Below are 24,990 nucleotides of genomic sequence, written 5' to 3'. Positions count from 1 at the left end.
CTCCTATCTGGTGATCGCCGTGGTGAATTCGGCGATGCTCATGGCCTTGACCGCGTCCCAGTCCCAGTCGATGCCGATGCCGGGTTCGTCGGGCGCCAGCGCATGCCCATCCTCGATGCGCATATGCTTGCCGGTCAACTGGTCGAGTTGCGGAATGTACTCGACATACCTGCCGTTCTGAACCGCGCAGGTCAAGCTGACATGCAGCTCCATCAGGAAATGCGGGCAGACCGGAATGTCGAAGGCCTCTGCCGCATGGGCGATCTTGAGCCATGGCGTGATGCCGCCGATGCGGCCGACATCGACCTGCACGATCGAGCAGGCGCCTTTCTGCATGTATTCGCGGAAATGGCGGATCGAATAGAGCGACTCGCCAATGGCGATCGGCGTCTGCGTCGAGTTGGACAACCTGATATGGCCGTCAACATCGTCGGCCGGCAGCGGCTCCTCGATCCAGGCGAGATCGAGTTCGCGCAGCCGCGCCGCGCGCCGGATCGCCTCGTCGACCGAAAACCCCTGGTTGGCATCGGTCATGATCTCGTAGCCGTCGCCCACCGCCTTGCGCACCGCCGACAGGCGGGCGAGATCTTCCGACCCGTGCGGCCTGCCGATCTTCACCTTTGAGCCGCGGAAGCCCTTGGCCTTGGCGGCCAGTGCGTCGTCGACAAGTGCTGCCGTCTCGATGTGCAGCCAGCCGCCCTCGGTGGTGTAGAGCGGGCAGCGATCCTTGGCACCGCCGGCCAGTTTCCACAGCGGCAGGTTCTGCTTCTTCGCCCTGAGATCCCAGAGCGCCGTATCGATCGCCGCGATAGCAATGGCGGTGATCGCACCGATGGTGGTCGCATGGGTGGCGAATTCGAGATCGTGCCAGATCGCCTCGATCATGTCGGGGTCTTGGCCGATCAGGCGTGGCGCCAGATGGTCGGACAACAGCCGCATCACCGAGGAGCCGCCGGTGCCGATCGTGTAGCTGTAACCGGTGCCGACCGCGCCGTCGGAATCGGTGATGGTGACGATCGGCGTTTCCTGGCTGACGAAACTCTGGATGGCGTCGGTGCGCTTGACCTTGGGCACAAGGTCCACCATCCGCAGTTCGATTTTCTCGATTCTAGCCATCGGTCAGCTCCGCAATGTCTTTCCGGTCTCGGCGGCAAACAGATGCGCCTGCGACAGGTCGAGGCTCATCGCCACCCGCTCGCCGGAGCGCAACGGGCGCGGGTTCAGCATGCGCGAAACCCAGTCCGTGCCGTTGAATTCGACGAACACCAGCGTCTCGTTGCCGAGCGGTTCGGTGACGGTGATCGGCAGCTCGATCTGATGGACGTCGGCCGCGCCGCCGGAGCTGATGCCATGGCCGGTCGGATAGATGTCATCAGGCCGCAGACCGAACACGACCTTGTCGCCGGTCGCGACATTGGCCTTGAACTGGGTGGGCAGCGGCAGCTTTTCGCCGCTGGCGAAAACCAGTTGGCCGTCGTCGACAGTCGCCTCGTGCAAATTCATCGGCGGCGAACCGATGAAGCCGGCGACGAAGCGTGTCGCCGGGCGGCGGAAGACTTCGTCTGGCGTGCCGACCTGTTCGATATGGCCGTCGCGCATGATGACGATGCGGTCGGCAAGCGTCATCGCCTCGACCTGGTCGTGGGTGACGTAGATCACCGTCGACTGCACCTTGGCATGCAGCTTCTTGATCTCGGTGCGCATCTGCGTCCTGAGCTTGGCGTCGAGATTGGAAAGCGGCTCGTCGAAGAGAAACACGTCAGGGTCGCGCACGATGGCGCGGCCCATGGCGACGCGCTGGCGCTGGCCGCCCGACAGTTGCGACGGGCGGCGGTCGAGCAGCGTATCGAGGCCGAGAATGGCCGAGGCCTCGGCGACGCGGCGCTCCATGTCTTCCTTGGCCGCGCCGGCGATCTTCAGCGAGAAGCCGAGGTTTTCGCGCACCGTCATATGCGGATAGAGCGCATAGGACTGGAACACCATCGAGATGTTGCGCGAGCGCGGCGGCAGATCGTTGACGATACGTCCACCGATCTCGATCGAGCCGGCGCTGATTTCTTCCAGTCCGGCGATCATGCGCAAAGTCGTCGACTTGCCGCAGCCCGACGGGCCGACCAGCGCGATGAATTCGCGGTCGGCGATATCGAGATCGATGCCATGCACGATCCCGATATTGCCGTAGCGCTTGGTCAGCTTTTTGAGGGAAACGGTTGCCATGGGATCAGCCTTTCACCGCGCCGGAGGTCAGGCCGCCGACAAGGTGTTTCTGGACGATGTAGGTGAGGGTGAGTGCGGGAATGATCATCACCACGGCCAGCGCGCACATGCCGCGCCAGTCGATGGTGAATTCGGCCGTGTAGTCGAGCAGGCCGACCGGCAGCGTCTTGGCGCTCACCGAACGGGTCAGCTGCGAAGCCAGCGCGAACTCGTTCCAGCAGGTCAGGAAGGCAAAGATGGCGGCGGAAGCGATGCCCGGTCCGGCGAGCGGAAACTCGACCTGCCAGAAAGCCTGCCAGCGCGTGCAGCCATCGATTTGTGCTGCCTCCGCGAGGTCTTTCGGCACCTGGCGGAAGAAGCCGTCGATCAGCCAGATGGTGAACGGCACGTTGAGCGCGACATAGGCCAGGATCAGCCCGAAATGCGTGTCGATGATGCCGAGCCGCACATAGAGGAAGAACAAAGGCAGCGACAGCGCGATGCCAGGCACCGTGCGCGTCAGCATCAGGCCGAGGAACACGCTCGATTTGCCGCGGAAGCGGTAGCGCGCGAAGGCATAGCCACCGGCCATGCCGATGGCCACCGCAATGATCGTCGAGGTCACCGAGATGATCAGCGAGTTGCGGAAATATTCGATGACCGGGATGCCGCCTTTGCCGATGCCTGAGAACATTGCGATGTAAGCGTCGAACGAGATCTCCTGCGGGATCCACACCGGCGGCTTGGCCATGATCTCGACGGTCGGCCGCAGCGATGACAGCACGATCCAGAGGCCGGGCAGGCAGATCGTCAGCATCGCCAGGAACAGGCCGACGCGATGGACGATGCCCAGCAGCCGGCGCTTCAGGCGGGCGGAAGAATTCTCGTCCATCACCACTCCGCACCGATCTGCGTGCGCGCCGCGGCGAGCTTGTTGAAGAAATAGACGGTGAAGGCGATCGACAGCAGGATCGAGAAGTAGGCCATGGCGTTCGCCATGCCCATGCGGCCGTCGCTGTAGGCGGTGCGTGCCACCAGCGTCCACAACAGCTCGGTGCGGCCCGCCGGTCCGCCATCGGTCATGATCTTGACGATGTCATAGGCGCGCGCCACGTCGAGCGAACGGATGGTCATGGCGATATAGGCGAAAGGCATGACGAACGGCCACGTCACATAGCGGAAGGTCTGCCACGGCGTGCAACCATCGACCCGCGCCGCCTCGATCGGCTCCTTGGGCATTGCGAGCAGACCGGCGAGGATCAGGATCGCGAAGATCGCGGTCGACGACCATATCTCGGCAACCGAGATGGCGATGAAGGCGAGGTGGCCCTCGATCAGCCACGGGATGGCATCCCTGGTGATGCCGAGCGACTGCAGGGCGTTGTTCACCAGGCCGATATTGTCGTTGAACATGAACTTGAACTGGAAGCCGACGAGGATCGGCGAGAACATCATCGGAAACATCATCAGCGTGCGCAGGATGCGCTGGCCGCGCGTCGCCTTCTCGACCAGCATGGCGAGCCCCAGGCCCAGCAGCATTTCGAGATTGAGCGCGATGGTCAGCAGCAGCACCGTGCGCCCGAACGCCCACCAGAAATCGGAGTTGGCCAGGATCGAGAGATAGTTCCTGAAGCCGACGAAGACGAAGAACGTTTCGGGCCTGGTCAGGCGGAACGGTGTGAAGCTGGAATAGAGCGACAGAAGCAGCGGCACGACGACGACCGCGGCCAGCACGATGAAGGCTGGAAGCAGCAGCAGAAATGGCGCCGATGGCTTGAAGCCCTTCATCAGAATCCTGTGGGGTTTTGCATTGCGTGGGTGGGGCACCGAAAGGCGATGTGCATCGCGGAGCTTCCGACGAGACGCGATCGCCTCCCCCATTCGTCATGGGGGAGGCAGCCTTGGGACTGCTCTAAAGCTTGCCGGCATCCTGCAGGATCTGCGTCGCCTTGGCGGCGGCTTCGTCCAATGCCTGCTTGGAGGTCTTGTCGCCCAGGATCGCCGCCTGCAGCTCAGGATAGACGGCGTTCGAAATCTCGATCCACTCAGGCGTCTGCGGCACGGCGAAGGCGTGCTTGGCTTCTTCCTGGAAGGCGGAGAGAACCTCCTTCTTGTAGGGATCGTTTTCGGCCTGCTTCAAGTCCCAATCCCACACGGCCGTGCGTGTCGGCAGCGGGCCTGCTGCGGCTTCCAGCTTCTGGCTGTCCTCATTGGTCAGCCACCAAACCAGCGAGGCTGCGGCCTCCTTGTTCGGGCAGTTCTCGGTCACCGAGAAACCGTGGAAACCGGACCAGCCAGTGCGCTTGCCGGAAGAACCCTTCGGCGCGACCTTCACGCCGACATTGCCCGCCACCTTCGACGACTTCGGGTCGTTGAAGAAGCCGGCCCAGCCCGGCCAGTCCAAATTGATGGCGACGGTGCCCGAGGCAAAGCCCTGGCCGAGATCGTCCCAGAGATAGTTGGTCGTTCCGGCCGGCACGGCCTTGGCCTTGTAGAGATTGACGAACCAGTCGAGCGCCCGGATGCCGGCCTCCGAGTTGAAGACCGGCTTGCCGTCCTTGTCGAGATACTCGCCGCCCTCGGCGACCACCATCTCGTAGAAGCGGCCGTTGATCGCCTCTTCCTTGCCGGCGAACTGCGTGCCGTAGAAATTAGGCGGGTTGGCGAAGAACTCGGCCTGGTCGGTGACCTCCTTCCAGCTGTCCGGCGGCACCAAATCATAGCCGTATTTGGCCTTGAACTTGGCCTTGTTGTCGGCGTTCTCGTAGAGGCTCTTCTGGTAGTAGAGCGCCGAGACGTCGAACTGCGCGCGCGGCAGCATCTCGAGCTTGCCGTCGATGGTTGCCGCCTTGATCGTCGACGGCACGAAGGCGTCGATCTCTTCCTTGGGTAGCAATTTGCTGAGGTCTGTGTAGAGGCCGGTATATTGCGGCGCGAAGGACGAATGGTTCCAGCCGACGCACCAGTTGGTGCTGCCAGAGGCGATGTCGGACTTCAACTCCTTGTCGATGTCGAAGCCATTCTTCTTGGTCAGGATGTTGACCTTGGCGCCGGTGGCCTTCTCCCATTCAGGAATGCGCTCATAGAGCTTTTCATATTGCTGGCCGCCGATCAGTTTCACGTCGACGGTGACGCCTTCGAACTTGCCGGGCAGGTCGCCGGCAAGGGCCGTGCCTGCACCGAATGCAAGCACCAATGCGCCGGCGGAGACGCCGGAAAGCAGTCTGTTCATTGGTTTCCTCCCTGGGTGCGCCTTAGCGGCGACCGCAACCTGTCCACGTGACAGGAAATGCTACATTCATATACAAACAAAACATTCATACGTACGTCAAGGCGAAATTTGTTTCCGCCGGCCGCATTCCTGCGTATATGAAGAATCGAATTCACTGGAGGGATGAGCCATGGACGACAGCGAAGACGAGCGCTACCGCGCGCCGGCGCTCGACAAGGGGCTCGACATCCTCGAACTGCTGGCCGGCGTCGACGGAGGCCTGACCCAGGCCGAAATCGCCAAGAAACTCGACCGCAGCCCGAACGAATTCTATCGCATGCTCGACCGGCTGGTGCGGCGCGGCTATGTCACAAGGCTGGATGGTGACCGCTATTCGCTGACGCTGAAACTGTTCGGCCTGGCGCAACTGCACGCTCCGGTGCGGCGGCTGGTTTCCTACGCCACGCCGCTGATGCGCGAACTGGCCGAGACCTCGCAGCAGGCCAATCAACTCGTTGTTTTTGATCGCGGTTCCGCCGTCGTCATCGCCCAGCAGGAGGCGCCGAACTACTGGGGCATCTCGATCCGGGTGGGTTCCCACATCAGCCTGTTCGACACCGGTTCGGGCCATGTACTGCTTGCCTTCCGCTCGCAGGAAGAGCGGCAGATGATGATCTCCGAACACGTCCGCAGCACCGACAAGACGGCCCAATCGACCGAGTTCTTCACCCGGCTCGACCAGATCCGCGACCGTGGCTACGAGATGATGGCCTCGATGCAGACCGCCGGCGTCTTCAACCTGTCGGCTCCGGTGCGCAGTTCCGACGGCAAGGCCATCGCCGCCCTGTCCATTCCCTACATTACCGTGGTCAATGCGCCGTCCGCGCCCGATATCACCAGGACGATCGAGCTGTTGCTGGCGACGTGCGAGAAGCTGTCGCATCTGGCAGGATCGGCTGTAGGGTCGGCAGCATAAATTCTTATTTGAATGAAGAATTCCTCCGTGAGATGATTTGACAACGCCAATTTGGAGGAGCTCCAGTGATCATCGACACCCATCTGCATCTCATCGATCGCTCGGCCTTGCGCTATCCCTGGCTTGCCGGCGTGCCGCCGCTCAACCGCGACTTCTCCTACGAGGACTATGCCGCCGAGGCGCAGCGTGTCGGCGTCGAGCGCGTGCTGCACATGGAGGTCGATGTCGATCCGGCTGACATTGAAGCCGAGACCGCACGGGTGGAAGGTCTGTCGCGACAGGCCGGCAGCATGCTGGTCGGGGCGATCGCGTCCTGCCGGCCGGAAGACGCGGATTTCCCGGCCTATCTCGAAAGGCAGCGGGCAAATCCTTTCGTCAGGGGTTTCCGCCGCGTGCTCCATGTCATGCCCGATGATCTGTCGGAAGGTGCGGTGTTTCGTGACAACATCAAGCGGCTTGGCGGCATCGGCCTGACTTTCGATCTCGTCGTGCTGCCGCACCAGATTCCGAAAGCAATAGCGCTGGCCGACCTCGCACCCGACGTCCAGTTCGTTCTCGACCATTGCGGCGTCCCCGACATCAAGGGCGGAGCCGAGCATCCCTGGCGCGAGCATATGAGCGAGATCGCGCGGCGTCCGAACGTCATGGCCAAGATTTCCGGTGTGGTCGCCTATGCCGATTCCGGCAGCTGGACGGTCGGGACGCTGCGGCCCTATGTCGAGCACAGCATCGCTGCGTTCGGCTGGGACCGTGTGGTCTGGGGCAGCGACTGGCCGGTCTGCACGCTTGGTGGCGGCTTGTCGACTTGGGTGGCAGCGACCCACGCGCTGCTTTCCGGTTGCAGCGTCGCGGAGCGCGAGAGGTTGCTGTCGGGCAATGCCCGCAAGCTCTGGCGGTTGGAATAGTTGGATTTGCCTCGGCGTCTCGCCGGGGCGTAGCCCAGACGTTCTCCTCCGCCCGGTTTCGCTCAGGCTCCTCTCTCAGCAGCGGCGCCGGACACCTGCGCGGCGGCACTCTCCCGGAACAGGCCGACGAGATCAGCGACGACCCGGGCGGCTTTGTGCCCGGAGGTCATGGCCGACAGGATGCGGTCGGACGCCGCCTGCTGGAACGCCATGTAGCCATCATGACGCGGCCGCACCCATGCGCCCTCCAGCGTCGCGTGCGTGCCGCGATAAAAATTGCCGGTCGCGGCATTGACGGTCTGGTCCTCCCAGGCGGCAGCATGGCCTGGTTGGCCACCGGCAGCAGCATAGGCGCCGCGCTGCACGTCGCCGCTGGCGACCCAATAGGCGAAGTCCGTCGCTGCATCTTTCGCCTTGGAAAAGGCTGACACCGCTATGCCCGTGCCGCCGAGCGCTGAGCCGATAGGGCCGCTGGAGCCGACAGCCGGGATGTCGGTGAAGGCCAGCCGGTGCGCGCGAAACCCTGACATCGCATAGGAAACGTAGCCGTAGATGAGTGGAGCGCAGACAATGCGGGAATCGGCCTCCGCCATGCGTTCGGAAACCGCGATCGGATCCATCTCCAAACAGGCCGGGTCGACCACCGCGGCGATCTCTCGCATCATCTCGAAGACTTCGCAGCCGGTCTCGCTATCGATGAGATCGCGGGACGGATCGGTCGCGCAAGCGTGCCCGAGATTGCCGGCAAGCGTATAGAACACCATCAGCGCATGCGGCGGCCGCAACGGCAAAAGCACGCGGCCTTGCCGGGCGAGGTCGAGCACCTCGCTCCAGCGCGCCGGCCGCGCGTCGAGCGCGTCCGGCCGCCATGCCTGGACCTGGCTGGCCGCATCGATCGGAAACGCCCATTGCCGTCCTTGCCAGGCGTAGCTCGGATAGGACTGGCCGACGCTGCCCGAAGCGAGCGCTGCGCGCTCGGCCTCGCGGCCGGCGACATCCAGCGGCGCGAGGCAGCGTTCCGCCGTGATCTGGCCGACATGCGGGTGATCGATGACGATCAGATCATAGGCGCGCGCCAGTTCCTCGACCGGAAAGGACTCGAAATCCTGCAGCGAGCGCTTGTCCCAGTGGATGGCGACGCCGGTCTTCTGCTGCCAAAGCGACGAGCAGGCGACCATCGGATCATAGCCGCGCGGATGGCTCCAGGTCATACCCTTGAGCGTGGTCACAGGCCGAACTCCTCGCGGATCGCGGCACTGTGCTCGCCGATGCGCGGCGCGGCCCGATCGACCTTGGCCCTGACACCGTCGACCCTGAGCGGCGAACTGGTGGTGAGGATCGAGACATCGTCCTCGCGCGTCACCGTCTGCAGCATGTCGAGCGACTGAAAGCCTTCACTGGCCAGCATCTCCGGCCAGGTCAGCACCTTGGCGCACCAGATGTCGGCCGGCTCGAGAATATCAAGCCATTCGTCGATGGTTTTGCTGGCGATCCTCTGCGCGATGATCGCCTTGATGTCGTCGCGCGCGGTGAACCACGAGGCCGGTCTGTCGCGATAAGGCGCCAACTCATTGAGCGACAGCAGGTCGGCGAGTTTCGGGATCGGCGTCATGGCGATGGCGAGATAGCCGTCCTTGGCCGGGTAGACGCCGTAAGGCGCCGAGAGATAGGCATGCGCGCTGCGGAAGCTGGAGCGCCTGGGCAAGCGGCGGCCGTCATTGAGATGCGTGGTCAGCACCTCGAACTGGAAGTCGACCAGTGCTTCCAGGAGGCTGGTTTCGATATGGCTGCCCTGGCCGGTGATGCCGCGCCGCACCAGCGCCGCCAGAATGCCTTGCGCGCAGGCTGCACCCGCGAGCATGTCGCCGATGGCCAGCCCGAAGGGCACGGGTCCCTGGTCCTCGTCGCCATTGAGCCACATCACGCCGGAACGGGATTGCGCCAGCAAATCCTGGCCGGGCCGCTTGACCCATGGGCCGTCCTCGCCATAGCCGCTGATCGATGCGTAGACGAGCCGCGGGTTGATCTTGCGGACGGCTTCGTAGTCGAGGCCGAGCCGCTCGATGACGCCGGGCCGGAAATTCTGGATAAGCACATCGGCCTTGGCCAGAAGCCCGCGCAGCGCTTCGAGATCCGCCTCGTTCTTCAGGTCGATGGCAAAACTTTCCTTGGCGCGGTTGATGGCATGAAAGATCGTGGAATCGCCGCCGATCTCGGTGTCGCTGAGATAGAGCCGGCGCGACAGGTCGCCGCCATCCGGACGCTCGATCTTGATGACGCGCGCACCGAGGTCGAGCAGCCGCAGCGAGCAATAAGGCCCGGACAGAAACTGGCTCATGTCGACGACGACGAGACCGGCAAGCGGCAATTCGGCCAAAGCCGGCATTTTCATTTCTCCGTCTTGCCGACGAAATCGGCCGGGTTGCGGTACTTCACCGTCTGCAGGTGCTCGCAATAGAGGACCAGCTCGCCTTCGCCCTTGAACACTTCGTAGCTGGCACGGATCAGTCCCATCTCTCTGTAGCGCGGCTTCTTGTCGAGGTTGGAGCGGATCGAATAGATCGTGTCACCTATGAAGACAGGCTTGATGAAACGGAGCTTGTCATAGCCATAGGAAAAGGCGTTGACGCAGTTGGTGGCGACCAGCCCCAGCCCGGCCGAAAAGACGAAAGCGCCGGCGATCAGCCGCTTGCCGAAAATGCCTTCGCTTTCGGCGAACATCTGGTCCTGCACATAGGGGTGGATGTCGAGCACCAGCGTGTTGAAGAGGTGGCTGTCGCCCTCCGCCATCGTGCGCCGCAATGAGCGGATTTTCTGGCCGACCGGCCAGTCCTCGTAGAACCAGTTCTCGGCGTTCCACACCGGCAATGCCGCGTGCGCCTCAGGCATGTTTTGGGGGTAGGTCGAGGTGACACCGACGGTGGGCGCGAAGTCGTTCATGGCCGGCCCCGGCAGTCTCGCAGGAGACTCAGCCCAGCCATATGAACACGCCTCAAAGCGCCGGACCGCATGACGTCTCCTCCCGCTAATCTTCTTTTGTAAAAAGTATTTTCACATATGGGGCAATGTTGCAAGCGAGGGCAGGCGAAATTTTGCCAATCCCGCGCGCCCACGCGCGGGCCGGCAGGGGAGGAAATCATGAAAAAGGATTGCCTGGTCTTTGTCGGCCGCCTGAACCGGGAGGCACCTTATTTCAGCGCGCAGGACCGCTGACGGACATCGGACGCACCATCGGGATCGGCACGCCGATGTGCGTCAGGATCGTGCGCTAAGGCGCCCCGCGACGCCCCTCCTTCAATGGCCGGCTCAGGCCTGTTGTATTGCCGAGAGTTTCCAGCTCGAGCCATTCTGACGCGTGAAAGTCCACAGTTCGGTCGTCTCTGTCGGATGGTCTTCGTCGCCCTCGACGACCTTGCCGCTGCCGCGTTCGCGCATCACGTCGCGAGACTCGTAGCGCAGCGCGGCCGTGGCGTAGTCGCGGTCGTCCTCGCGCCAGCTTTCCGCGATGTCGGCCTGCAGCAAGGTGATATCGGAGACCTCGTTCCGAAGACCTTTCTGGGCATTGTCGGCCAGCTCTTCCGAGAGATAGGACACCATCTCGGGCGTTGTCGCCCGGCGCAGGGCGGCATGGTCTTCGCGCCCGAATGCTTCCTGGACGTCGGTCAACAGCTTCTGGAATGCGTCGAGGTCGCTCTGAGCCAGCGTGATCTCCTCGGAGACGTCAGCCGGAGAGCCTCCGCCCGAACCTCCGCCAAAGCCGGGGATTGTGAACGAGCCGGCCGTTTGCTGCTGTGCCGGAGCGCGGTTCTCAAATCGCGGCGCCTGGGCATTGCCGGCACCGGCGAGCGCCGGGGTGGGGCCCTGCGCCGACCGCGAGCGGAAGAAGCGGATGGCCAGCATGATCGCGCCACTGATGAGCAGGGCTTGAAGCAGGAAGCCGAACATGCCGGCCAGGCCGCCGAACCCTTGCCCGACGAGCAGGCCGATCAGGCCGCCGAGCAGCAGGCCGCGCATCATCGTTCCGCCAAAACCGCTCATGAAGCCCGGCCGCTGTGGGCCGGCCTGCGGCTGCCGGGTGGCAGCGTTCACACCGGTGTTGGGTGTCATCGAACGCTCGACGGGAGCGATCGGCGCCGGCGCGGTCCTGGTCGGCGGCGCCGACTGGAACGTGCGCGTGCCGCGACTGCCGAAACTGCCGCCGCGCCGCGCCTCGGCATGATCGATCGCGATCATGGAGAATGCAAGGAACAGCCCGGCAAACAGGGTTGCAAATCGACTGGTGCGAGACATCATCGCAGATGAACCTTTATCGATGTGGTTTTTTGGAAATTTCAGCAGGCGCCGGGCCTCATGCGGTCAATCGAACAATTCCTCGAAGAAGGATTTCTTCCGCTTGGGATAGCGATGGCCCTGCGAGCGCGAATAGTCGTCATCGCGGCCGTGTTGCGGCTGGGAGAAGGCTGCCGGCTGTGGCTGCGGCGCAGGCGACGCCTCCCTGCCGGAACGCTCGATGATCTTGTCGAGTTCGCCTCGATCAAGCCAGACGCCACGGCACTGTGGACAATAGTCGATCTCGATACCCTGGCGTTCGCTCATCACGAGCGCGACACGGCAGGAGGGGCAAACCAAACCAAGGAGGGAAGATGTCATACGGGGCTCCAAACCGAAAGGATTGAGCCCGCTTGACCGAAAAAGGTGGAAACGGGCCCGTTAAAGCGGTCCGACATCACAATCACCAGAAGCGATCGTCAGAGGGGCCCGGCCCGCTCCAGACAGTTAGGAATGCGGAGCCAGGCCTTCAAGGGCGATATTGCCGGCAAGAATGATTTGTTGGCCGCTGCCGTCGCTCAAACCGTTACGACGATCTTGCCGAACTGCTCGTTCGATTCGAGGTAGCGGTGCGCCTCGACGATCTGGTCGAAAGCAAAGATCCTGTCGATGATCGGCCTCAGCGTGCCGGTTTCCAGGCCTTCAAGGATGAACGCCTTCGCGATCTCCAGCTTCTCTGGGGCGCCGGTGATCTCGTGCACGAGATAACCACGCAATGTCAGCGTCTTGCCCAACACGGCAGCCAAGGGGAACGGCGTCGGCTCGGGACTCAGCCCGCCATATTCGATGAGAATGCCGCCCTTTGACATTGCACCTGTCAGCGGCTCGAAGATCGGACCGCCGATTGCATCGAGCACGACGCGCACGCCCTGCGGTCCCGCGATCTCGCTCAGCCGTGCGGCGAGATCTTCCTCGGCCAGGACCACAACATGCGCCGCGCCGGCATCGAGCAAGGCCTGTTTCTTTGCCGATGTTCGCGTCACCGCGATCGCTGTCGCGCCAACCTTGTTGGCGATCTGGATCGCGGCAAGCCCGACGCTGCTGGAGGCCGCGGTGATGACGACAGCGTCTACACTGCTCAGTCTGGCGATGTCGATCAGGGCGCCATAGGCGGTGAGATATTGCATCCAGACAGCCGCCGCTGTCTGCCAGTCGAGCGACGGTGGGTGCTTGACGATGAGCCCGGCGGGATAGGTGACCAGCTCGCCGTAAGCCGGCCAGCGCGCCATCGATTGCGGCGGGATGACGCTGACGGCGTCGCCCGGGACGAAATCGTTCACGCCTTCGCCTACCGTTTCGACAATTCCCGCCGCCTCGAGACCAAGCCCGGAGGGCAGGGCGGGCGTCTCGATATAGCTGCCCGCACGCAGCAGTGCCTCGGCGCGATTGAGGCCGAGTGCCTTGACGCGGATTTGAACCTCTCCCGCACCCGCTGGAGCGAGATCGATATCCTCGATGCGCAGGACTTCTGGACCGCCATGCTGATGGAAGCAGACAGTACGAGCCATTCGGGTTACTCCAAATTATCTGTACCGAATAGGCTATGTAGCCAGAGACTTGATAGATAAATGGGCGTAAGGGTAAAGCAGAAGAAACCATAGGTTTCGAATATGGATAGGCTCGAGAGCATGGCCGTGTTCGTCAAGGCGGTCGACCTTGGCTCGTTCGCGGCAGCGGCGGTAGCGCTCGACCTGTCCGGGCCGATGGTGGGCAAGCATGTCCGTTCTCTCGAAGAGCGGCTCGGCGTTCGCCTCATCAATCGCTCCACGCGCCGCCAGAGCCTGACCGATTTCGGTCGCGCCTATTATGAACGCTGCCGCATCGTGCTGGCCGAGGCGGAAGCCGCCGATGCGCTGGCCGCCGACCAGTTTTCGGAACCGAGAGGCAGACTGCGCGTGACCATGCCGGCGCATTTCGGCCGCCACTGCGTCACCCCCGTGCTGCTGAAGCTGGCGCGGCACTATCCGATGCTGGAACTCGATTTGTCACTCAGCGACCGCTTCGCCGATCTTGCCGAAGACGGCTTTGACCTTGCCATCCGCACCGGCGATCTGGACGATAAGGCGGGCATCATCGCCCGCCGCGTTGCGCGGCAAGGCATGGTCGTCTGTGCCTCGCCCGCCTATCTCGGGCTTCATGGCGAGCCGCGGCGGATCGAAGACCTCGCCGATCATCAGGCGATTGTCTATCGCAGGCTTGGCCAGGTCGTTCAGCCCTGGCTGTTTGCGCGTGAAGGGCAATCCGCACAGGAGATCATGCCGACCGGCCGCCTGCGGCTCGACGATCTCGATGCCATCGCCGATGCAGCGGCAGAAGGCATGGGGCTAGCGTGGTTGCCATGGTGGCTGGTCCGCGCGCGCATAGAGGCCGGTGGGCTGGTCGCGCTGTTGCCGGACCAGCCGCACTATCTCTACGACTGCCACGCGCTCTGGCTGCAGACGCCGCATCTGCCGCTCAAGGTTAGGCTCGCCATCGATGCGCTGGCGGCCGCCCTGCCGAAACTGATGGGCTGATCGCCAACAGAGCAGGCTTGCGCTTTTTGAGGTGCCGCTTTCCAATGCCATATGAAGGCGGAACGTGTGCATTGCAGGAGAGGCGGTTCATGACCAAAGGTTCGGATCTGTTCGTGGCGGCTCTCGAGAATGAAGGGGTCGACCGGATTTTCGGCATTCCGGGCGAGGAGAATCTCGACATCGTCGAATCGATCCGCCGCTCGTCGATCCAGTTGATCCTGACCCGGCATGAGCAGGCGGCTGCTTTCATGGCCGCCACCTATGGCAGGCTCACCGGCAAGGCAGGCGTGTGCATCACCACGCTTGGCCCTGGCGCACTCAATCTGACGACCGGCGCGGCCTATGCGCTGCTCGGCGCGATGCCGATGATCATGATCACCGGCCAGAAGGGCATCTTGTCATCGCGGCAGGCGCGCTTCCAGATCGTCGACATCGTCGCGGCGATGAAGCCGCTTACCAAGCTGTCGCGCCAGATCGTCTCGCCCAAGATGATCCCCTCGCTGGTGCGAGAGGCCTTCCGCGTTGCCCAGGAAGAGCGGCCCGGCCCGGTGCATCTGGAACTGCCGGAAGACATTGCGGCGGCCGAGTGCGAGCCGATGGCGCTGGTGCCGACGCACCCGGTCGAACTGCCGTTGGCCAGCGCGGACGCGCTCGATCGCGCCGCCCGCATGATCTTGGAGGCCAAGCGTCCACTGCTGATGTTCGGCGCGGCGGCGTCGCGTCCGCGTGTGACCCCAGATGTCGCCCAGTTCGTGCTGCGCACGCAAATACCTTATTTCACCACGCAGATGGGCAAGGGCACGGTGCCCGGCGGCACCGAACTCTACATGGGAACGGCGGCACTGTCGGAGCGCGACTATGTGCACGAGGCCATCGAACAGGCCGATCTGATCATCACCATCGGCCACGACACGGTGGAGAAACCGCCCTTCATCATGGGCGCCAACGGACCGAAGGTGATCCATGTCGGCTATCACTCGGCCGATGTCGAGCAGGTCTATTTCCCGCAGGCCGAGATCGTTGGCGATCTTGGCCCGTCGCTGGCGCTGCTGGCGGACCGCATCGAGGGCAAGATCCCCAACGCGCAGGCCTTGCTGCCGCTCAGGGAAGGCATTCTGAGCCGCATCGCCGCGCGCGCCACCGAAGACCGCTTCACGCCGCAGCGCATCGTGCATGATGTGCGCGCCGTGATGCCGGCGGACGGGGTCCTCGCCCTCGACAACGGCATGTACAAGATCTGGTTCGCACGCAACTACCGCACGCGCATGGCAAACACGCTGCTGCTCGACAATGCGCTGGCCACGATGGGCGCCGGCCTGCCGTCGGCGATGATGGCATCACTGCTTTATCCCCGGCGCCGTGTCATGGCCATTTGCGGCGACGGCGGCTTCATGATGAACAGCCAGGAACTGGAGACCGCCGTCAGGCTGAAGCTCAACCTGGTCATCCTGCTGCTGGAGGACCATGCCTATGGCATGATCCGCTGGAAGCAGGCGGTCGACGAATTCCCGGATTTCGGCATGACCTTCGGCAATCCCGATTTCGTCAAATACGCCGAGGCCTATGGCGCCAAGGGAACCAGGGTTACGGAGATCGCCGATTTGCGGCCGGCGCTGGAACGGGCCTTCACCGGCGGCGGCGTGCATCTCGTCGTCGTGCCCATCGACTATTCCGAAAACACCAGGGTGCTGGTCGACGAATTGCGCGAGCGGCTGCCGGCGCCGCGGACGCCCTGACGGCAGCGGTAAAGCCGCCGTCAGGGCCGCTTGAGTGTAAGATCCTACACCTTGCAGTAAGGCGTCACCGGCGTGATGGTGCCGAAATCCTTGGCGATCTCGTAGCTGATGCCGTCCGCCGCCGCCTTGCCGACATAGGAATGGCAGAGCGTGTGGTTGTTCGAGACATCGACGCGGATCTTGCCTTGCGGGGCGTCGAACTCGATGGTCGGCAATGCCTTGAGCACATCGTCATCCCTGAGTGACCCGGCCTTCTCGGCGGCCAGCGCATAGAGATGCAGGCCGTTATAGCCGGCCTCGCCGATGCCGTTCACCATCTTCTCCTGGCCGAACTTTTCGCGGAAGCTTGCGATGAACTTCTTGTTGACCGGATTGTCGAGTGCCATCCAGTAAGGCTGCGGCGCATAGGTGCCGGCGGCGACGCCTGGCGGCAGCGCGTCCTTGTTGAAAACCTCGTCGAGCGGCGCGATCAGCGGCTGCTTGATGTCGAAAGAACGATACTGCTTGAGCTGCGTGACGGCATCGTTGCCGACCACCATCGACCAGACGACATCGGGCTTCAGCGACTTGATCTTCTGGAAGGCCGGGCCGAAATCCGTGGTGCCGAACGGATAGTAGTCGGCGCCGATGATCTTGCCGCCGGTCTTCTCGTAAGCTGCCGTGATCGCCTCCGTCATCTTCTGCGGCCAGGCATAGTCGGAAGCCATGATGTAGATCGTCTTGCCGAGATTCTCGGCCACCCATGGCATCATCGGGTCGACCTGCTGCATCGGGATCGGCCCGGTGGCGACGAAGTAGCGATTGCATTCGCCACCCTCGAAATTGGTCGGGTAGAAGAACAGCTTCTTGGCTTTGGAGGTCACCGACAGCGTCGCGCTGCGCTCGGGCGAGATGATCGTGCCCATGACGACATCGACCTTGTCCTCGTTGATGAGCTTGCGCGCCTTGTCGATCGAGCCCTTGGTCGTGGTCTGGTTGTCCTCGATGAACAGTTCGATCTGGCGGCCGCCAATGCCGTTGGCGGCGTTGAGTTCGGCGGCGGCGAGCTTGTAGCAATTGAGCAGCGTCTCGCCGAGGATCGCCTGCAGCCCGGTGATCGGGATCGACAGGCCGACCTTGACGGTGTCGGCGGCGCGCAGGATCGACGGCGCGCCGACCATGGCGAAGGCGGCGGCAGCGCCGCCGGATTTCAGGATCGTTCTTCTGCTTATCATTGTTATGTTCCCTTCCAGTCCGGGCGCGCCCCATGCACGCCTTACAAAGTCAGCAGGTCCAGGCGCGCCTCATAGGGCCAACAGGTCCTTCAGCAGGCTCTCGTCGGCGAACGCCGCCGGCGTGCCCTCGTGCACGATCCTGCCCTTTTCCATCACCAGGCAGCGGTCCGCCGCCTTGAGAACGAGATCGAGATTCTGCTCGACCAGAACGATCGCGATGCCGCGCTCGCGGGCGATGCGCGGCACCAGTTCGGCGATCGACTGCACGATGTTCGGCTGAATGCCTTCCGACGGCTCGTCGAGCAGCAGCACCGAAGGCAGGCCGCACAACGCGCGGCCGATCGCCAGCATCTGCTGTTGGCCACCCGACAGCGTGCCGGCGATTTGCGCCTCGCGTTCGCGCAGGATCGGAAAATAGCCGAAGGTGTCGTCAGGAATGCCGCCGTCGCCACGGTCCCTGGCTGCGCGCGTGCCGACCTCCAAATTCTGCCGCACGGTCAGCTGGTTGAAGATGCCGCGGCCCTGCGGCACATGCGCTATGCCCGCCCGCGCCCGGCGGAAGGCCGCCGCGTTGGTAAGCTCCTGATCGCCGAGAACCACGGCGCCGCCGCTCGCCTTCAGGCTGCCGGCGATGACGCGCAGCAGCGTCGTCTTGCCGGCGCCATTGCGGCCAAGCAGGCCGACGACTTCACCCGGTGCCACGCTGAGATCGATGCCGTTCAGCACAGGCAGCAGGCCGTAGCCGGCCGAGACCGCGAGTGTCCGCAGCATGGTCAGCGCCTCCCCAGATAGACATCGCGGACCATTTCGTCGGTCTCGATGTCGTGGAAAGGACCGCTGCGCAGCCGGCGTCCCTGGTGCAGCACCAGCGTCTCGCAGTTCAGTGCCCGCACGAAGCGGATGTCGTGCTCGACCGCGACGATCGAGAACTCGCCCTTTAGCCGCAGCAGCATCTCGGCGGTAGCCAGCGTTTCCTGCGGCGTCATGCCGGCGGTCGGCTCGTCGAGCAGCAGCAGCCTTGGTTCGATCGCCAGCGCCATGCCGATCTCCAGCCATTGCTTCTGGCCGTGCGCCAGTTCGCCGGCCAGCGTGGCCGCGCGGTTACCAAGCGCGACCAGGTCCAGCAGCTCACCGACCGGACGCACCGGTGAAGAGGCCCCCCACCGTGCGACCTTGAGGTTGTCCTCGACCGAGAGGCTCGGAAAGACCGACGGGATCTGGAATTTTCGGGCGATCCCGAGCCGGGCGATCCGGTGCAGCGGCAGGCCGGCGATGTCATGGCCGAGAAAGCGCACGCTGCCGCTGGTCGGGCGAAGCGTGCCGGTCAAAAGGTTGAGGAAGGTGCTCTTGCCGGCGCCATTCGGCCCGATGATGCAGCAGAGCTCTTTGTCGCGCACCGTCAGGTTCAACGCTTCCAGCGCCTGCAGCCCGCCAAAGCGGATGCCGACGTTCTCGGCCTGAAGCAGCACGTCGCTCATTGCGCCGGCCTCCTGCCGTTGAACAGGCCCTTCAGCCGCGCATAGATCGACAGGATGCCGTCCGGCAGCACGAAGACGATGATGACGAAGACGCAGCCGAGCAGCAGGGGCCACAGACTCGGGTTGAAGCTGCTGATCGTCTGCTGCGCGCGCTGGATGGCGATGGCGCCCAGCACCGGGCCAAGCAGCGTGCCGCGCCCGCCAACCGCCACCCAGACGATCACTTCCGTCGACAGCAGCAGCCCGGACAAATCGGGCGCCACCAGCCCGGCCATGCAGACATAGAGCGCGCCGGCAAGCCCAGCGATCGCAGCGGACAGGACGAAGGTGGCGAGCAGCCTTAGCGGCGCATTGTGGCCAAGGGCGGCCGCCCGGACTTCATTGTCCTGGATGGCGGTGAGCACCATGCCCCAGCGACCACGGCTGATCGACCACAGCGCCAGTACAACCACCGCGACGATCGCCGCAACGAAGATGTAGGAGGGCAGGTCCTGGCTGAGATCGACATGCAGCCCGCCGAGATCGAACGCGATCGGCGGGATGCCGATCAGCCCGCTGTCACCGCCGGTGACCGAGCTCCAGGAGACCGCGGCCTGCTGGCAGATGACGCCCATGGCCAGCGTCACGATGGTGAAGTAGCTGCCGCGGATGCCGCCGAAGAACAGGAAGTGGCCGATAATGGCGGCGACGAAGGCAGCACCCGCAATCGCGCCCAGGATGCCGAGCACGCTGCCCAAGGGGATGGCGTCGTTGAGGGTGGTGAGCGCCATGATGTAGCCGCCAATGCCGAAGAAGGCGGCATGGCCGAAACACAGAATGCCCGTGCGGCCCCAGAAGAAGTCGAGGCTCGCCGCGAACAGGCCGAAGATCAGCGCGTCGCGGATCACCGTCAGCTGGTAGCCGTCGGCGAAGAAAGGATAGACAATCGCGAGCGTCACGCAGACGGCGAAGATCACCAGCCAGTTGCGGTCGCGCGCGATCATCGCGACGCTCCGTTGAACAGGCCGTTGGGCCGCAGCCGCACGGCGACGATGGCCGCCAGCAGCACGATCGCCTGTGCCAGCGATGGCGAGATCTGGTAGTTGAGCACACTCGTCAGCCCGCCGACGAAAACACTTCCGGCAACGAGACCGCCGATCGAGCCGACGCCACCGACAATCACGACGAAGAAGGCGTTGGCGAGATAGTTCACTCCCATCTGCGGCAGCACGATCGCCAGCGGCGCGACCAGCCCGCCGGCGAGCCCGGCGATGGCCGCGCCGAAGGTGAAGGCGATGGCGTAGGTGCGCCGCGTGTTGATGCCGACGCCTTCGGCCATTTCGCGGTTCTGGATGACGGTGCGGATGTCGAGGCCGAACGACGTCCGGCTGATGAGCAGCACGACACCGAGCAAGGTCAGCATGGCTATGGCGATCAGGATTAGCCGATAGGCGGGATAGACGGTGAAGAACAAGTCGAGCGTGCCCTCGATCGGCGGCGTAACCGGCTTGGCGCCGAGACCGAAGGTCAGTTCCAGCCCCTGCTGCAGGATCAGGCTGACGCCCCAGGTGGCGAGCACGGTCGAGACCGGCCGCGAATAGAGATGGCGGATGATGGCGAACTCCAGGATGCAGCCGACCACCGCGCCGGCGATCGGGGCAGCAAGCAGCCCCAGCCAGAACGAGCCGCCGACGCTCTGGACAAAATAGACCGCGAAGGCGCCGACGGTGACGAATTCGCCATGCGCCAGATTGGTCACGTTCATCAGGCCGAAGCTGATCGCCAGCCCGAGCCCGACCAGCATCAGGATGCTGATCAGCGTCAGTGCGTTGAGGAGCGTGGTGACGACAAAATCCATCGTGTCAGGCAGCACTTGCGAGGCGTTGGCGCAGCCCGGCGAGCAGGCCTTCGGCCGCATCGATCACCGCGGCCTGATGCGGCTGCAAGTCCTGCCCGGCCCATTCGTCGATATGGTCCGACAGCGGATCGACCACTTCGGTGCGGTGATTGGCGAGCGTTTCGATGACGGCATGGCCGCAGAACGGCACATAGCCCTCGGAATAGCCGCCTTCATGGGTCATCATCAGCCGTCCGTTGGAAGTCTCGGCCGCCAGCGCCACCATGCGCGCGGCGAGGCGCCGGAAGCACTCGCTGTTGAGCATCATGCGGCCGAGCGGATCGAAGCCCGACGCATCGAAGCCGGAGGCAACAATGACGAGATCCGGCTTGTAGGCGCGCAGCGCCGGAGCGACGACGCGGTCGAAGGTCGCTTCGTAGGCGCCGGTGCCGCTGCCGGCCGGCAGCGGTATGTTGATGTTGTAGCCTTCGCCTTCGCCCTTGCCATTGTCGGCCAGCGCGCCGCGCCCGGTCGGATAGAGATTGTCCTGGTGCAGGGAAATGGTCAGCACCGACGGATCGGAATAAAACACCGTCTCGGTGCCGTTGCCGTGATGCACGTCCCAGTCGACTATCGCCGCGCGGCCGAGCAGGCCTTCATGCTGCAACCGGCGCACGGCAACACCGATGTTGGAGAACAGGCAGTTGCCCATTGCCTGGTCGGGCTCGGCATGATGCCCCGGCGGCCGCGCCAGCGCATAGGCGTTGTCGACACGGCCGGTCAGCACCGCGCGCATCGCGGCATAGGTGGTGCCGGCGGAGAGCAGGGCGATGTCGAAACTGTTGAGGCCGATCGGCGCCTGCGGGCCGGCGAAGCCGGAACCGCGTTCGCTGAGCATCCTGATGTCGTCGACATGGCGCTGCGTGTGCACGCGCAGCAGATCCTCGACCGTCACCGGCTCGGCAAGGATCGGCACCAGGTGGCGCGCCAGGCCGCTGACCTGGATGAGGTTGTTCAGCCGACGCTTCGACCCCGGCGATTCCAGGTGCCGGCCGGGTTCCACGAAACGGCCGGGAGGCATCATGTCGGCGCTGGGGCCAGTGTCATGCCACATCAGTTGTTCGTGAAAAACGTAACCTGTCGCCATGAGCAGCGTCCTTTAAAGTCCGGACGACGCTAGCAGGCTAACGATGCCACGACCCGACCCGAAAGAGGGGTTGTGCCTGGTATCTATGCCCCTCCTTTCGGAGGGGGGCGGAGGTTTGCCGCCGCCTGTGCGGCACGCACGGCCTGGACACGGTTCGAGACCGAGAGCTTGCCGAAAATGTTCTTCAAATGCCATTTCACCGTCGTTTCGCTGACCGACAGCGCAACCGCGATATCGCGGTTGGACATGCCTTCCGACAGGCAACGCAGCAGCTCGGATTCGCGCTGGGTGAGCTGTTCCTTCTCGGCTGCAGGGGCGGCCAACTTTCGTGTCGCCACGGGCATGGCCTGCGCGGCGTCAATGATGCGCGTCGCATAGGCCGACACGGACGGGTCGGTCTTTGCTTGCGCCGCCCGCAGCCGCATCAATGCTTCGACCACAGGCCTGCCTTCGTCGACGAAGGAGCGGATGAAGCCGGAAGGCCGGGCAAGGCGCAGCGCTTCGAGGAGATAACGGTCGGCCTCGCGCTGGTCATGGCCGGCGCTCTTGGCGCGCAGGATCAGCGCCAGTATGTGGCGGCGCATGCGGCCGCTGCTTTTCGTCCGCTCCAGCAGCGCGTCGAAAAGCGCCGCGGCCGCCGCGGAGGATTTTTCCGCCGTCAGTAGCCGGCCTTCGGCGAAGAACTCGAATTCGTTGGCGACGGTGGGGGCGGCTTCCGCGCTTTCGCGGCGATGCTCGTCGAGCAGGGTGCGTGCCTCGGCGATGCGATTCTGGTCAATCAGCAGCCGGATGCGATCATGCACCAGCACCGAAGCGAGGCGGCGGTAGACGGAGCCACGCACGCGCTGGTAGACGCGTTCCAGCATGTCGAGTGCCGCGTCGCCGCGACCGGTCAACTGCAGGACGCGGGCATAGGTCGGCACGCTGGCCAGGGGATAGACGATGACCGCCGCACCCTCGATCAGCGGCCCGAGATTCTCGACCAGCGTCAGTGCCTCGCCGGATGCGTTGGTCTCGTAGGCGAGTTCGGCCAGCAGCGTTCCGGCCAGCGCCTCGGCATAGGAATTCGCGCCAATGCGCGTCCTGGCCTCGATGATCGTGTTGCGCAGCAATTTTTCGGCGGCGGGCAGACAGCCAGCCGAGCGTTCGATGACCGCCATGTAGCAATTTGCGATGGTGACGCCGAGCAGGCTGCCGCTTCGCTCATGCGCCTTGCGCGCCGCGTCCACCGCCGCCCGCGCCCCCTCGAGGTCGCCCAATGCGTAGAGATTGTAGCCGATGACATTGGCCGTCGCCCCTTCCATGAACCAGGCATCGGGCGCGATGATGCGCAGGGCGGCCAATGCGGTGTCGCGCGCGGCTTCGAACCGCTCCAGCGTGCTGTGGACGGCGGCATCGAGGACGGCGATTTCGGCCTCGATCGTGGTGCCGGTCAGCGTACCCGGATCCTTGCTGTCGGCCGGCCCGGTCTCAACCAGCTTGCGCGCACTGGCGAGCGTCTGCTGGGCGATCTCGGGCTGGCTGCTGTGCACCGCCAGCCACAGCACCACGAGCTGCAGGCGGATGCGCTGGTCGACCAGTTTCCTCGGCAGCAGCGCCAGCAATTGGCGCACGTAAAGCAACTGGCACTGGGCGATGAGCTCGAGCGCGTTGTTCTCGACGAACACCGCCGCGCGCGCGTGGTCGCCGGCGGCGAGCGCATGCCCGATCGCCTCGGTCAGCATCTTGCGTTCGCCGAACCATTCGGCGGCGGCCAGGTGCAGCGGTGCGATCATCTCCGGTTCGCGCCTCTCCATTTCGCGGCTGAGGAAGTCATGGAACAGATGATGATAGCGGAACCAGCGCCGCTCCTCATCGAGCGGCACCAGGAAAAGATTGCGGGTCTCGATCTCGGTGATATCGGCCTCGGCATCCGCCGCCCGCAGGACCGCCCGGCACGCTTCGGCGCTGAAGCGCTCGAAGATCGAACTGTGGAGCAGGAACTTCGCCAGGGCCGGCGGTAGCCCCAGGAAGACTTCGCCCATCAGGAAATCGGCGACGTTGCGGTTGGCGCCGGTGAAATTGCCGATGACGGTTTCCGGTGCATGCGCGGCGCTGAGCGACAGCGAGGCAAGTTGCAGGCCGGCGGCCCAACCCTCGGTCCGCGAGCACAGGGTCTCGACCGTGCCGCTGCTGACGCTGAGACCCAATTTGTCGTTGAAGAAGGCTTCGGCTTCGGACGAAGCAAAACGCAGGTCGTCCGGGCCGATTTCGAAAACGTCGCCAAGCACCCTGAGCTTGCCGAGCTGCAGGTCGGGCAGGTTGCGCGAACCGATGATGAAGGCGACGTTGGTGGGCGCCTGCCGCGTCAGGCGTTCCATGAACCGTTTGACCGCTGGCGCTTCGACGACATGGTAGTCGTCGAAGAACAGGGTGATTTCGGCGTCGCGCGCCGCAAAACCCGCCACCAGCGCCGCGAGCACCACATCGAGTTGCGGAATCGGGCTCGACTGGAAGGCGAGGTCGAGCTCGGCAGGATTCTGGACCAGGTGGCGCAGCGCCCCCACCAGATGCGACAGGAAGGCGCCTTCGTCATTGTCCGTCGCCTCGCAGGACAACCATGCCGTCAACCGGCCGTGGCGCGCGACCTCAGCCGCCCATTGCGCCATCGTCGTCGACTTGCCGAAGCCGGCGGGCGCGGCGAACAGCACGATGCGCGTGTCGACATGCCGCTCCAGCCTCGACAGGATGCTCTCGCGCCGCACCCACCGGCGATGGTGAGACGATGACAGGCCGGCGGGTTGCGAAGACGGTCTCATCTGGCGCCGGGCACCCATTCCGTTTCGATCAACGGGATTTGCGGGGCGGCATCGCGCGGCAAGGTTCCCTTGATCCGGGGATCGTCGGTGATTTCGAAGCCGGCCGCATAGGGCTCAAACCCGCAAGCCCGGTAGAAACCGATGACGCTGTGATGGTCGATGCTGCTGGTGTGCAGCCAGATGCGGCCGGGGCCGAGGCGCCATGCCTGGTCGAGCGCGCCGGCCATCAGCCGTTTGCCAAGGCCGCGGCCGGTCAAGCCGGGGAACAGGCCGAAATAGGTGATCTCGATCTCGTTGCCGTCGGCCATGCGGAATTCGACCATGCCGACATGGCCGCCGCTGTCATCATGGCCATAGTAGAGATGCTGGCGCGGATCGGCGAAATGCGCTGATACTTCGGCATCCGACATTTCGGCGGCGCGATCCCACAGCCAGGGAGCGCCGATCACGAGGAAGATCGCGCGGTAGGCGGCGCTGTCGGGCTTGGAGATCCGGGTCATGGCCAGGGGCTGGGCGAGACCTGGTACCGGCGCCCGCGCTTCCATCCATGTCACCGCATTGACGATCTTGCCGGCCGGCACGCGCCGGTAGCCTGACGTGAGATCGGTGATTTCATCCGGCAATGCGCCTTCGGTGACCTGCATCTGTCCTCGATCTTCGCCATGCAGCTT

Annotated in this window: 23 protein-coding genes; 4 read left to right on the top strand and 19 right to left on the bottom strand. The window is 64.1% G+C overall.

From position 1 onward, the window contains the following. Window positions 1–3: 3 nt before the first annotated feature. The 5 genes from CK228_RS02755 to CK228_RS02735 all read right to left on the bottom strand — a co-directional run bounded on the left by CK228_RS02755 (window position 4) and on the right by CK228_RS02735 (window position 5,428). Window positions 4–1,116: a mandelate racemase/muconate lactonizing enzyme family protein gene (locus CK228_RS02755; protein ID WP_095786788.1), complete on the bottom strand. Its 1,113-nt coding sequence runs from the start codon at window positions 1,114–1,116 to the stop codon at window positions 4–6. 3 nt (window positions 1,117–1,119) lie between these two features. Beyond that, entirely contained in the window at window positions 1,120–2,217 is a 1,098-nt protein-coding gene (gene ugpC / locus CK228_RS02750) for a sn-glycerol-3-phosphate ABC transporter ATP-binding protein UgpC (RefSeq protein ID WP_095786787.1), read from the bottom strand. A gap of 4 nt (window positions 2,218–2,221) precedes the next feature. Next, complete coding sequence (locus CK228_RS02745; RefSeq protein WP_038645102.1) at window positions 2,222–3,088, bottom strand: carbohydrate ABC transporter permease; 867 nt, start codon at window positions 3,086–3,088, stop codon at window positions 2,222–2,224. After that, complete coding sequence (locus tag CK228_RS02740; RefSeq protein ID WP_095771268.1) at window positions 3,088–3,984, bottom strand: sugar ABC transporter permease; 897 nt, start codon at window positions 3,982–3,984, stop codon at window positions 3,088–3,090. The genes CK228_RS02745 and CK228_RS02740 overlap by 1 nt, the downstream gene beginning before the upstream one ends. A 124-nt stretch (window positions 3,985–4,108) precedes the next feature. Beyond that, entirely contained in the window at window positions 4,109–5,428 is a 1,320-nt protein-coding gene (locus CK228_RS02735) for a sugar ABC transporter substrate-binding protein (RefSeq protein ID WP_095786786.1), read from the bottom strand. A gap of 169 nt (window positions 5,429–5,597) precedes the next feature. On the opposite strand from CK228_RS02735, the gene CK228_RS02730 reads away from it, so the two are divergent. Both CK228_RS02730 and CK228_RS02725 read left to right on the top strand, forming a co-directional pair. After that, window positions 5,598–6,383 (top strand): IclR family transcriptional regulator, encoded by a 786-nt coding sequence (locus CK228_RS02730; protein ID WP_095771266.1) that lies wholly within the window; start codon window positions 5,598–5,600, stop codon window positions 6,381–6,383. Between the two features lie 65 nt (window positions 6,384–6,448). Then, window positions 6,449–7,288 (top strand): amidohydrolase, encoded by an 840-nt coding sequence (locus tag CK228_RS02725; protein WP_095786785.1) that lies wholly within the window; start codon window positions 6,449–6,451, stop codon window positions 7,286–7,288. A 62-nt stretch (window positions 7,289–7,350) separates the two neighbouring features. Here CK228_RS02725 and CK228_RS02720 read toward each other — a convergent pair whose 3' ends face one another. The 6 genes from CK228_RS02720 to CK228_RS02695 all read right to left on the bottom strand — a co-directional run bounded on the left by CK228_RS02720 (window position 7,351) and on the right by CK228_RS02695 (window position 13,125). Further along, complete coding sequence (locus CK228_RS02720) at window positions 7,351–8,499, bottom strand: extracellular solute-binding protein (RefSeq protein ID WP_095786784.1); 1,149 nt, start codon at window positions 8,497–8,499, stop codon at window positions 7,351–7,353. Window positions 8,500–8,513: 14 nt separating this feature from the next. Then, window positions 8,514–9,674, bottom strand: a complete 1,161-nt coding sequence (locus tag CK228_RS02715; RefSeq protein ID WP_095771458.1) for a CaiB/BaiF CoA-transferase family protein — start codon at window positions 9,672–9,674, stop codon at window positions 8,514–8,516. A 2-nt stretch (window positions 9,675–9,676) separates the two neighbouring features. Beyond that, window positions 9,677–10,228, bottom strand: coding sequence for a MaoC family dehydratase (locus CK228_RS02710; RefSeq protein WP_095786783.1), 552 nt, complete (start codon window positions 10,226–10,228; stop codon window positions 9,677–9,679). Between the two features lie 366 nt (window positions 10,229–10,594). Then, complete coding sequence (locus tag CK228_RS02705) at window positions 10,595–11,581, bottom strand: Tim44 domain-containing protein (RefSeq protein ID WP_095771263.1); 987 nt, start codon at window positions 11,579–11,581, stop codon at window positions 10,595–10,597. A gap of 63 nt (window positions 11,582–11,644) precedes the next feature. Next, entirely contained in the window at window positions 11,645–11,938 is a 294-nt protein-coding gene (locus tag CK228_RS02700; RefSeq protein ID WP_032929194.1) for a zf-TFIIB domain-containing protein, read from the bottom strand. A 197-nt stretch (window positions 11,939–12,135) separates the two neighbouring features. Then, window positions 12,136–13,125, bottom strand: a complete 990-nt coding sequence (locus CK228_RS02695) for a zinc-dependent alcohol dehydrogenase family protein (RefSeq protein ID WP_095786782.1) — start codon at window positions 13,123–13,125, stop codon at window positions 12,136–12,138. A 102-nt stretch (window positions 13,126–13,227) separates the two neighbouring features. Between CK228_RS02695 and CK228_RS02690 the strand changes: the two genes are divergently transcribed. Both CK228_RS02690 and CK228_RS02685 read left to right on the top strand, forming a co-directional pair. Further along, the gene (locus CK228_RS02690) at window positions 13,228–14,130 is read left to right on the top strand and encodes a LysR family transcriptional regulator (protein WP_095771261.1); all 903 of its coding nucleotides are present in this window, start codon (window positions 13,228–13,230) and stop codon (window positions 14,128–14,130) included. A gap of 89 nt (window positions 14,131–14,219) precedes the next feature. After that, complete coding sequence (locus CK228_RS02685; RefSeq protein WP_095786781.1) at window positions 14,220–15,866, top strand: acetolactate synthase large subunit; 1,647 nt, start codon at window positions 14,220–14,222, stop codon at window positions 15,864–15,866. A 44-nt stretch (window positions 15,867–15,910) separates the two neighbouring features. Here the strand turns inward: CK228_RS02685 and CK228_RS02680 are convergent, their stop codons facing one another. The 8 genes from CK228_RS02680 to CK228_RS02645 all read right to left on the bottom strand — a co-directional run bounded on the left by CK228_RS02680 (window position 15,911) and on the right by CK228_RS02645 (window position 24,963). Then, entirely contained in the window at window positions 15,911–17,080 is a 1,170-nt protein-coding gene (locus CK228_RS02680; RefSeq protein ID WP_095786780.1) for a substrate-binding protein, read from the bottom strand. 69 nt (window positions 17,081–17,149) lie between these two features. Beyond that, window positions 17,150–17,851 carry an ABC transporter ATP-binding protein gene (locus CK228_RS02675; RefSeq protein WP_095786779.1) on the bottom strand — a complete coding sequence of 234 codons (702 nt, stop codon included), beginning with the start codon at window positions 17,849–17,851 and terminating at the stop codon, window positions 17,150–17,152. 2 nt (window positions 17,852–17,853) lie between these two features. Next, complete coding sequence (locus CK228_RS02670; protein WP_095786778.1) at window positions 17,854–18,558, bottom strand: ATP-binding cassette domain-containing protein; 705 nt, start codon at window positions 18,556–18,558, stop codon at window positions 17,854–17,856. Further along, on the bottom strand, window positions 18,555–19,541 hold the full coding sequence (locus tag CK228_RS02665; RefSeq protein ID WP_095786777.1) for a branched-chain amino acid ABC transporter permease: 987 nt from the start codon (window positions 19,539–19,541) through the stop codon (window positions 18,555–18,557). Before CK228_RS02665 ends, CK228_RS02670 begins: the two co-directional genes overlap by 4 nt. Next, the gene (gene urtB, locus CK228_RS02660) at window positions 19,538–20,455 is read right to left on the bottom strand and encodes an urea ABC transporter permease subunit UrtB (RefSeq protein WP_245437946.1); all 918 of its coding nucleotides are present in this window, start codon (window positions 20,453–20,455) and stop codon (window positions 19,538–19,540) included. Before urtB ends, CK228_RS02665 begins: the two co-directional genes overlap by 4 nt. Further along, window positions 20,400–21,521, bottom strand: a complete 1,122-nt coding sequence (locus CK228_RS02655) for a class II histone deacetylase (RefSeq protein WP_095786776.1) — start codon at window positions 21,519–21,521, stop codon at window positions 20,400–20,402. The genes urtB and CK228_RS02655 overlap by 56 nt, the downstream gene beginning before the upstream one ends. Window positions 21,522–21,604: 83 nt before the next feature. Further along, on the bottom strand, window positions 21,605–24,319 hold the full coding sequence (locus CK228_RS02650) for a LuxR C-terminal-related transcriptional regulator (RefSeq protein ID WP_095786908.1): 2,715 nt from the start codon (window positions 24,317–24,319) through the stop codon (window positions 21,605–21,607). Next, window positions 24,316–24,963 carry a GNAT family N-acetyltransferase gene (locus CK228_RS02645; RefSeq protein ID WP_095786775.1) on the bottom strand — a complete coding sequence of 216 codons (648 nt, stop codon included), beginning with the start codon at window positions 24,961–24,963 and terminating at the stop codon, window positions 24,316–24,318. The genes CK228_RS02650 and CK228_RS02645 overlap by 4 nt, the downstream gene beginning before the upstream one ends. Window positions 24,964–24,990 lie beyond the last annotated feature (27 nt).

Origin of the sequence: Mesorhizobium sp. WSM4312 (assembly GCF_002294875.1) — a bacterium.
In the GTDB taxonomy this organism is placed as follows: domain Bacteria; phylum Pseudomonadota; class Alphaproteobacteria; order Rhizobiales; family Rhizobiaceae; genus Mesorhizobium.
The sequence above is the reverse complement of the archived record's forward strand: the minus strand, read 5'-3'. Positions and strand labels throughout refer to the sequence as shown.

Bases quoted from the DNA above. Each gene is read 5' to 3' on its own strand.
- urtB (WP_245437946.1), bottom strand. From the start codon at position 20,455: ATGCGGCCGAAGGCCTGCTCGCCGGGCTGCGCCAACGCCTCGCAAGTG.
- CK228_RS02655 (WP_095786776.1), bottom strand. From the start codon at position 21,521: ATGGCGACAGGTTACGTTTTTCACGAACAACTGATGTGGCATGACACT.
- CK228_RS02735 (WP_095786786.1), bottom strand. From the start codon at position 5,428: ATGAACAGACTGCTTTCCGGCGTCTCCGCCGGCGCATTGGTGCTTGCA.
- CK228_RS02730 (WP_095771266.1), top strand. From the start codon at position 5,598: ATGGACGACAGCGAAGACGAGCGCTACCGCGCGCCGGCGCTCGACAAG.
- CK228_RS02715 (WP_095771458.1), bottom strand. From the start codon at position 9,674: ATGCCGGCTTTGGCCGAATTGCCGCTTGCCGGTCTCGTCGTCGTCGAC.
- CK228_RS02665 (WP_095786777.1), bottom strand. From the start codon at position 19,541: ATGATCGCGCGCGACCGCAACTGGCTGGTGATCTTCGCCGTCTGCGTG.
- CK228_RS02755 (WP_095786788.1), bottom strand. From the start codon at position 1,116: ATGGCTAGAATCGAGAAAATCGAACTGCGGATGGTGGACCTTGTGCCC.
- CK228_RS02740 (WP_095771268.1), bottom strand. From the start codon at position 3,984: ATGAAGGGCTTCAAGCCATCGGCGCCATTTCTGCTGCTGCTTCCAGCC.
- CK228_RS02705 (WP_095771263.1), bottom strand. From the start codon at position 11,581: ATGATGTCTCGCACCAGTCGATTTGCAACCCTGTTTGCCGGGCTGTTC.
- CK228_RS02675 (WP_095786779.1), bottom strand. From the start codon at position 17,851: ATGCTGCGGACACTCGCGGTCTCGGCCGGCTACGGCCTGCTGCCTGTG.
- CK228_RS02745 (WP_038645102.1), bottom strand. From the start codon at position 3,088: ATGGACGAGAATTCTTCCGCCCGCCTGAAGCGCCGGCTGCTGGGCATC.
- CK228_RS02645 (WP_095786775.1), bottom strand. From the start codon at position 24,963: ATGCAGGTCACCGAAGGCGCATTGCCGGATGAAATCACCGATCTCACG.
- ugpC (WP_095786787.1), bottom strand. From the start codon at position 2,217: ATGGCAACCGTTTCCCTCAAAAAGCTGACCAAGCGCTACGGCAATATC.
- CK228_RS02700 (WP_032929194.1), bottom strand. From the start codon at position 11,938: ATGACATCTTCCCTCCTTGGTTTGGTTTGCCCCTCCTGCCGTGTCGCG.
- CK228_RS02695 (WP_095786782.1), bottom strand. From the start codon at position 13,125: ATGGCTCGTACTGTCTGCTTCCATCAGCATGGCGGTCCAGAAGTCCTG.
- CK228_RS02680 (WP_095786780.1), bottom strand. From the start codon at position 17,080: ATGATAAGCAGAAGAACGATCCTGAAATCCGGCGGCGCTGCCGCCGCC.
- CK228_RS02685 (WP_095786781.1), top strand. From the start codon at position 14,220: ATGACCAAAGGTTCGGATCTGTTCGTGGCGGCTCTCGAGAATGAAGGG.
- CK228_RS02670 (WP_095786778.1), bottom strand. From the start codon at position 18,558: ATGAGCGACGTGCTGCTTCAGGCCGAGAACGTCGGCATCCGCTTTGGC.
- CK228_RS02690 (WP_095771261.1), top strand. From the start codon at position 13,228: ATGGATAGGCTCGAGAGCATGGCCGTGTTCGTCAAGGCGGTCGACCTT.
- CK228_RS02720 (WP_095786784.1), bottom strand. From the start codon at position 8,499: ATGACCTGGAGCCATCCGCGCGGCTATGATCCGATGGTCGCCTGCTCG.
- CK228_RS02650 (WP_095786908.1), bottom strand. From the start codon at position 24,319: ATGAGACCGTCTTCGCAACCCGCCGGCCTGTCATCGTCTCACCATCGC.
- CK228_RS02710 (WP_095786783.1), bottom strand. From the start codon at position 10,228: ATGAACGACTTCGCGCCCACCGTCGGTGTCACCTCGACCTACCCCCAA.